This is a genomic window from Chamaesiphon sp. OTE_20_metabat_361 (assembly GCF_031364565.1).
The window spans coordinates 1-7571 of sequence record NZ_JANLWO010000395.1; the positions used below are offsets into that span (position 1 = coordinate 1).

At 48.3% G+C, this 7571-nt stretch carries 7 protein-coding genes; 3 read left to right on the forward strand and 4 right to left on the reverse strand.

Going from position 1 to position 7571, the window contains the following annotated elements; translation table 11 throughout:
• Nucleotides 1-283: 283 nt before the first annotated feature.
• Both petH and RMO35_RS11555 read right to left on the reverse strand, forming a co-directional pair.
• Nucleotides 284-1522: a ferredoxin--NADP reductase gene (petH, locus tag RMO35_RS11550; protein ID WP_309741361.1), complete on the reverse strand. Its 1239-nt coding sequence runs from the start codon at nt 1520-1522 to the stop codon at nt 284-286.
• Nucleotides 1523-1859: 337 nt separating this feature from the next.
• On the reverse strand, nt 1860-2123 hold the full coding sequence (locus RMO35_RS11555; protein WP_309741362.1) for a hypothetical protein: 264 nt from the start codon (nt 2121-2123) through the stop codon (nt 1860-1862).
• A 155-nt stretch (nt 2124-2278) separates the two neighbouring features.
• Here RMO35_RS11555 and RMO35_RS11560 point away from each other — a divergent pair, with 155 nt between their 5' ends.
• Both RMO35_RS11560 and RMO35_RS11565 read left to right on the forward strand, forming a co-directional pair.
• Nucleotides 2279-3283 carry a phosphoribulokinase gene (locus tag RMO35_RS11560; RefSeq protein ID WP_309741363.1) on the forward strand — a complete coding sequence of 335 codons (1005 nt, stop codon included), beginning with the start codon at nt 2279-2281 and terminating at the stop codon, nt 3281-3283.
• A 180-nt stretch (nt 3284-3463) separates the two neighbouring features.
• Nucleotides 3464-3997 carry a Uma2 family endonuclease gene (locus tag RMO35_RS11565; RefSeq protein WP_309741364.1) on the forward strand — a complete coding sequence of 178 codons (534 nt, stop codon included), beginning with the start codon at nt 3464-3466 and terminating at the stop codon, nt 3995-3997.
• Nucleotides 3998-4044: 47 nt separating this feature from the next.
• Here RMO35_RS11565 and RMO35_RS11570 read toward each other — a convergent pair whose 3' ends face one another.
• Both RMO35_RS11570 and RMO35_RS11575 read right to left on the reverse strand, forming a co-directional pair.
• Nucleotides 4045-4353: a DUF3067 family protein gene (locus tag RMO35_RS11570; protein ID WP_309741365.1), complete on the reverse strand. Its 309-nt coding sequence runs from the start codon at nt 4351-4353 to the stop codon at nt 4045-4047.
• A 74-nt stretch (nt 4354-4427) separates the two neighbouring features.
• Nucleotides 4428-5300, reverse strand: a complete 873-nt coding sequence (locus RMO35_RS11575) for an LD-carboxypeptidase (RefSeq protein WP_396135655.1) — start codon at nt 5298-5300, stop codon at nt 4428-4430.
• A gap of 275 nt (nt 5301-5575) precedes the next feature.
• Here RMO35_RS11575 and RMO35_RS11580 point away from each other — a divergent pair, with 275 nt between their 5' ends.
• A complete protein-coding gene (locus RMO35_RS11580; protein WP_309741368.1) occupies nt 5576-7495 on the forward strand; it encodes a protein phosphatase 2C domain-containing protein in 1920 nt (639 codons plus the stop codon).
• Nucleotides 7496-7571 lie beyond the last annotated feature (76 nt).

Below are 7571 nucleotides of genomic sequence, written 5' to 3' on the forward strand. Positions count from 1 at the left end.
ACTTCTACTGCTGACGACATGGCTCCAAATCCTTTTTACCTAGGTTTGCTCAGTTTGTATGCAATTTTACCATGGGAGTAGGGGGGTTTGGGTAGTTAATCGGGGGTAGGAAAATAATTCGTAATTACCCGCTACTGACAAAAGGGTAGGGAGATGGGAGATGGGAGATGGGAGTAAAGATGAGGGAGTTGGGAAATTACCCGCTGCGACTATCGATCGCCTACCAACTCTCAACTCCCATCTCCCATCTCCCATCTCCCATCTCCTATCTCCCATCTACTCTCTAGTAAGTCTCAACGTGCCAACGACCCGCACGCTTGAGTTGAGAACGGTACTCAGACCATTTGACATCGGACTTGGCTGCGGCAGTGGTCAAAGCAGCATCGATGCCTGTTTCCATGCCCTTGAGTCCACAAATGTAGACGTGGGTTTTTTCTTGCTGGATCAACGACCAAAGTTGGTCGGCGTTTTCGGCGATGCGATCTTGGATGTACATTTTGCCACCCTCAGCATTTTTCTGTTCGCGGCTGACTGCGTAGGTGAGTTTGAAATTATCGGGATATTTTTCCTGAATTTCTTCAAGTTCGCCTTTATAGAGGATATTTGGGGTCGTAGCGACACCAAATACCAACCAAGCTAGACCGTTGAATTTATATTCGGGGTTAGCTGCGCGTTCGTTGTCTTTGAACATCCGCCATAGATAAGCTCGGAAAGGGGCAATCCCGGTACCTGTGGCCATCATAATGACGTTGGCATCATTGTCTTCAGGCAAGAGCATTTCTTTCCCAGTGGGGCCAGTAATCTGGACATCATCACCCGGCTTGAGGTTGCAGATGAAGGTCGAGCAAACGCCTTCTACTTCTTGACCTGTCTTTTCGTCTTTGTATTCGAGCTTGCGGACGCACAGCGAAACGGTTTTGTCATCGACGTCATCACCATGACGGGTGCTGGCGATCGAGTACAGTCGGATTTTGTGATTTTTGCCTTTGTTATCTTTACCTGGGGGAATAATCCCGATACTTTGACCTTCAAAATACCGCAAATCTCCTTCAGAGATATCAAATTTGACATGCTGAACCATGCCGATCCCGCCTTCAGCCAGTAGTCCGTCGTTGGAAACGCATTTACCGACGAAGGGGGCGTTGGGACGGTAAATATTTACTGGTACATCGGCATGTTTTTTGGGCGTTGCTGCGGGTGCAGGGGCGCTCTCAGTCTGTGTTTGGACGGCTTCGCCAGTTTCGACTGAAGCTGAAGCCACCGCTGTCTCAACTGAGTCTGAAGCCACCTCTGTCTGGGCGGCATAAGGACGAATATTCAAGATTTTGCCGCCCAGACTCGCAATGCGACGCATTTCTTGGTTCATCCGCTGGTAAGGTACGGTAATGAACGAGCTACCGCTCCGACGGATCTTACTATCATCAGATGACTGATTGTTGCGTAGACCGATGACTTCATAGATAAACAGACGACTATTGGCTGCTGAATTGCCAGCATTACCGCTCAGACTTGGATTGTACATTGCTATTTTATATCTCCGAAACCCAAATAATTAGGTGCTATTATAACTCTACTTACTTCAGATATCATCCACAGGTATACTCGTGCCAAATTAGCTCAAGTCACCTCTCCTCAAGGAGTAGCTGACGATCTTGCCTAGCAATAAGACTAGGATGCAAAATATTTGCAGCATCTAAACATATCCAGCCAGAATAGCGTAGCGCAGTCCCATTGCACAAGAGTCATCCCGCCCAGGTTGTCAAAATTTTGACTTTAAAGCGTGACGATGTCTCGCTGAGATTACCATCGATCGCTCGGGCGTCTAGCGCGAAGCCATAGTTTAAAATTTGAGGCAAGCTTTACGGGGCAAAGGTTGCGGCGACAGCATTGCCGAAATTTTTTGCACTCAAGATGACAACAGACGTAGACTCAAGCAGATCGAATGGCTGACGATCGAGGTATAATGTTAACTGGATACAGTTTGACATTATCGATGCACGCGGTCTAAATTCCGAGCTGGAAAATAATAATTTAATGGCAGCTAAGGTTGTAAAGTGTACTAAAAAGTACAATTTTCGATCTTGCCGATCGCGATCGCAGCGAACTGCGAGCGATAGTTGCACTGGCATCGACCCAGACTAGTTCTCCAGTGGTAAACGCTGAGTGAATGCAAGTTTTGTTTAGATCTAGTTCATTTGCGATGACATTGATGTAAAATTTGATGTCAAAGAACTAAGACCAAACAGTTACAAAAAATTTTGATATAACGAGGATAGCTATGACCAGTAAGGTGGATCGCGTGGTGGTAATTGGGGTAGCTGGAGATTCCGGCTGCGGTAAGTCAACATTTTTACAACGGATTATTGACTTGTTTGGGGAAGATTTTGTGACGGTGATCTGTTTGGATGATTATCATAGTCTCGATCGCTACCAACGCAAAGAGCAAAAAGTCACCGCACTCGATCCGCGTGCCAACAACTTCGATCTGATGTACGAGCAAATCAAAGCGCTCAAAAGCGGTCAAACGATCGACAAACCGATCTACAACCACGAGACTGGTTTGATCGACCCACCCGAGAAAGTTGCCCCCAACCACGTCGTCGTCATCGAAGGTCTACATCCGCTCTACGACGAGAGAGTCCGAGGACTGATCGACTTTAGCGTCTATCTCGATATCACCGATGATGTCAAAATCGCCTGGAAAATTCAGCGCGATATGGCAGAGCGCGGTCACAGCTACGATGATGTCTTGGCTGCGATCGAATCCCGCCGTCCGGACTTTGAAGCCTACATCGAGCCTCAGCGCGGTCATGCTGATGTCGTAATTCAAGTATTACCCACCAAACTCATCGACGATAAAGAAAGCAAGCTCTTACGCGTGCGCTTAATGCAGCGTGAAGGCGTGGCTGACTTCGATCCCGTCTACCTATTCGATGAGGGTTCGACCATCCACTGGAGACCCTGCGGACGCAAGCTGACTTGTGAATACCCCGGTATCAAAATGTTTTACGGCCCCGATTCTTACTACGGCAATCCAGTATCCGTACTCGAACTCGACGGTCAATTAGGAAATCTCGAACAAGTTAGCTACATTGAGAGCCACTTGAGCAATATCTCCACCAAACATAAAGGTGAAATGACCAGCCTCTTGCTGCAACATCGCGAGTACCCTGGATCTAACAATGGTACTGGTCTATTTCAAGTAATGGTCGGTCTGAAAATGAGAGCGACTTACGAACGATTAACTGCGAAGGAAACTAATAAAGTACCTGCAAAAGTTTAATTGACTCAAGCGATCGGGATTATTAAGTTAGTGGCATAAAAAAAGATAGGGTAGTGTAAAGCTGCCCTATCTTTTTTAGTTACAGCAGTTTCAGTCGCTCGGTGCGATCGCCAAAATATTAATTTACGCGATGAGATTTAGATCTTGTTAAAATAGAATCGATCTAATTATGCTATTACCATGCTCGCAACTACCAAAAAACTCACGCAGGCAGAATTTTGGTCGTTAGCTGATGCTAGCGATCGCACTTATGAATTAATCGACGGCGTTGCAGTACCTAAAATGTCCCCTAAATATTTCCACGTCCGATCTGCCCGTCGTCTCCTGAATATTCTAGAACCGTGGGCTAAAGATCGCGGTCGTGCCGAAATGGAATGGGCGTTTGAGTTGAGCGACCGCTTCACACCCGTACCCGATCTGATCTATGTTTCTTTCGATCGATTGCCAGAAAGTTGGAATGAAAATGCGGCGTGTCCCGTTCCACCCGAATTGGCGATCGAGATTATCTCACCGGGACAAACTTTCGGGCAAATGACTCAAAAGGCTGGTTATTATCTAACTGGTGGTGTCTTACAAGTGTGGGTAGTCGATCCAACAGCTCAGAGTGTAACGGTATTCTATGTCGATCGTGCGCCGATAACTTATATGAATGATAGTGTAATTACTGATGAGTTATTTACGGGATTATCGGTGCCAGTCGAGCGATTATTCTAAGTATTTCTAAATATTATTTCTGTCTTCACAATCGCTCGATTTCATCCTCACAACAGCCATTCTGAAGCACGATCGCCCAAATCGAGTAACATACTTACAGCTTTGCCCAATCGCGGTCTTTCGGTGGTTTTCTCGATAAACTTCTGCACTTGTTCGACGCTACCCATTGCCGCTAGATAAGAACCAATATTATCTAAATGTGCGAGATAATCTGCTTCGGATAAGGGAAAAGAAGCTTGTTCGAGATATTTCCACATCACCTGGAGATAAATTTTGGTAGGAGTCTTCTTGAGCTGGATGTCGTAAGAATAGCCCCATTTTGCTACGATCGTTTCGCGTAATTCTTGTCCGGTCACAATGTTAAGGGTGGATAGTGGATAGTGGATGGTGGATAGTGAATAGTGAATCGTTGATACCGAGCTGATAACAATCAAACGATACTGAGTTCGCCAGTATTACCATCTAAAATTGCGGCGACGCCGACGGGGAGAGCGGCATTACAGCCGTCGTGTCCGAAGGGTAAATTGGCAACGATCGGAATGTCCAGATCGGTGAGTCGATCGCGTAATACTTCTTCTACTGTAAAGCTAGAACTGCCTTCTGGGGGGTCGCATTGACTGAATCTCCCGATCGCGACTCCGGCAATCTTCGCCAGTGCGCCAGTCAGCCGCCAATGAGTCAATAATCGATCGATCCGATAAGGCGCTTCCGTGACATCTTCGATTGCCAAAATTGCGCCAGTAACATCGGGTTGCCACGGTGTACCGAGTAGATGCGTCGCTACTGTCAGATTACATGGTAACAATTTACCATAGGCGACGTTGCCGACCCAAGGATCGCCCTGAAGTGGGGGTACTGGTTGTCCGCTCACCAGTTGAAACAGCCGATCGATCGACCAGTCCGGTTCATCTGCTAAAGTAGTCAGCAGTGGGCCATGAATTCCGGCAATCCCCTGATGAGACAGACTCCATAATAATGCCGTGATATCTGAAAATCCGATCGACCATTTGGGCACAGCCGCTAGATCCCATTGCCAGTGTTCTAGTACTCGCATTCCGCCATAACCGCCGCGTGCATACAAAATGCCCCGACACTCAGGATCGCTCCAAGCCGTTGCCAATTGCTTCCGTCGAGCTGCATCCTTCCCGGCTAAATAGCCCCAACTGGCAACAATTTCCTCCGTCACTTCGACTCGATAACCACGATCGCGCCAAATTTCGATGCCACGATCGAGTGCAGTCCGATTTCGCAACCGCCCACTCGGAGCGACTACCCTTAACAAATCTCCACTTTTGAGGGGCATAGGTGTTTGACAAGGCTCGATCATGGGTATTTATAAGATATGCGGATTGATTTTTACTAGTGCTAGAGATTAGTCAACGATCGCAGGTTAAAATTTGGATTGATTACTTCTCGACTGCTCCAATTTCCAATCTCCAGAGCGCAGCTATTACTTTGCCATATTCAATGGCCTAATAGTCAAAACGATCGGCTAGATTTATTATTACCACCTCGATTCAGTACACTTGATTTGCCATGATAGCGTAGACTATCGGCTGACTGGAGCAACCCGAACCCATGACCAACCACACAGCGGCAAAAATCGTCTGCCAAAATCCTGAATGTCAAGCTCCTAATCCAGCGAGTCACAATTTTTGCGCTCACTGTCGGACAGCCATTCCCAAAGTTTATTTATGGGCTGTGGGGGAAGATGCACTTACCCTCAAAACCGGGCAGACATTGGCGAATAATCGCTATCTGGCAGTCAACAATCGAGTGTTACTGGATACTAAACCCGGCTGGCAGCCAGAAGTTATCGATCGAGTCCCCGAATTTATTACCCCTTATCTGCGGCTGGTCGCCCATCGCCCGCATGTGCCGCAAGTTTATGGGTCAGTGGCACTCAATCGATCGGGACGCCGGACTAGCACGCTATGGTTGCTAGAAAAAGCCCCGATTTACAGTGAAGGATTGGGAGCTGCCCTCGCGGGTAAAGTAATGCCAGAACTAAGTGAAAGCTGGAAAACTGTCGGCTCGATGCGCCAGCTCAATTGGTTGTGGCAAATCGCTAATCTCTGGGATGCGATGGCAGTCGAAGGCGTGAGTCGCACGCTGCTGCATCCCGAAGTGTTGCGGGTTGAAGGCGGACTCATGCGCGCGATCGAATTGATGCCAAACGGCGACTCGCCCCCTAAATTGGCAGAACTCGGCAAGCTGTGGAAACTGTGGCAAAAACAAGCCCGGATCGGCATCGCCCAAGCATTAGAGAAAATTTGCGATCGACTGATTAAAGAGGATGTGACTACCGCCACCCAACTGATTGCCCTGCTCGATGAAGCACTGCGAACCGTCGGTCAAAAGCAATTTCTCAACTGTAACTATATTACCCTCACCCATACCGGGCCGACCCGCGAGCAGAATGAAGATGCTTGTTATCCCCCCAGCAGCAATGGTCTATATCAAAAGACTGGTTTCGAGCTGAGTCTGGCGATCGTCTGCGATGGCGTCGGCGGACATCAAGGCGGGGAAGTAGCCTCTAATCTGGCGATCGATACGATCCAGCGCCGGATCGAAAATGTCCTCGATAAGCCCGAAAATCGCTATCCCGATAGTATTGCCATTCAAATCGAAAATTCTACCTGTGTCGCCAACGACCAAATCAGCCTCCGCAATGACAGCAAAAATCGCCAGGAACGCGAGCGAATGGGGACGACAATGGTTATGAGTCTAATCTACGGTCATGAGGCGTACATCGCCCATATCGGCGACTCTCGGCTCTATCGGATTACCCGGACGGGTTGTCATCAGATGACCTTAGATGACGATCTGGCAACTAGAGAAGTCCGACTCAGTGGAGTGTTGTATCGCCAAGCGTTAGGGATGAGCAGTTCGGGTTCTTTATTTCAAGCATTGGGGATGAATTCATCGACGGCGCTCCACCCGAATATTCGGCGGACGATCGTCGATGAAGAATGTATTTTCTTGCTCTGCTCGGATGGTGTGAGCGATCGCGATCGGGTCGAGCAGTACTGGCAATCCGAAATTCTCCCTGTCTTGGAAGGTAAGGTAGATCTGGCAACTGCCTGTCAGCGGACGATTAATATGGCAAATACTCAAAATGGTCACGATAATGCCACTGTCGCCTTGGTGCATTGTCAGGTCAAACAACCCGTAGAAGCCGGACAAAATACCGCCATTCAAGATTTCCCGGCGAATGCGACGACGACCTTTACGCAGACGGATACGTTACTGCTCAGTAGTCCGGAAACGAATTCTAAAGATCGACAGCGCACTATGACTACTCAAGCAGAAGTACCTGACAGTCCTCGTCGGCAGCCGCTATTGTTAGGCGCAATCGGGGCGATCGTCCTCATGGCGATCGGTGCTGGTGGCTGGTTTTTATCTCAAGGTCAGCCTAATTCTACGCCAGCCGCCAGTCCTAGTCCGGCGATCGCGCCTAGTCCCGCAGTGACACCGATCGAACCTGGAGTTCAATAACGTGGGATAAGAATTGCCTGGAGACTGAAGTCTCGGCTAGTGATGCAAAGTCCGCCTGCGCGGACTGATTAAATAG

Coding starts and splice junctions, on each gene's coding strand:
- RMO35_RS11580 (WP_309741368.1), top strand. CDS start 5,576: ATGACCAACCACACAGCGGCAAAAATCGTCTGCCAAAATCCTGAATGT.
- RMO35_RS11575 (WP_396135655.1), bottom strand. CDS start 5,300: ATGCCCCTCAAAAGTGGAGATTTGTTAAGGGTAGTCGCTCCGAGTGGG.
- RMO35_RS11560 (WP_309741363.1), top strand. CDS start 2,279: ATGACCAGTAAGGTGGATCGCGTGGTGGTAATTGGGGTAGCTGGAGAT.
- petH (WP_309741361.1), bottom strand. CDS start 1,522: ATGTACAATCCAAGTCTGAGCGGTAATGCTGGCAATTCAGCAGCCAAT.
- RMO35_RS11565 (WP_309741364.1), top strand. CDS start 3,464: ATGCTCGCAACTACCAAAAAACTCACGCAGGCAGAATTTTGGTCGTTA.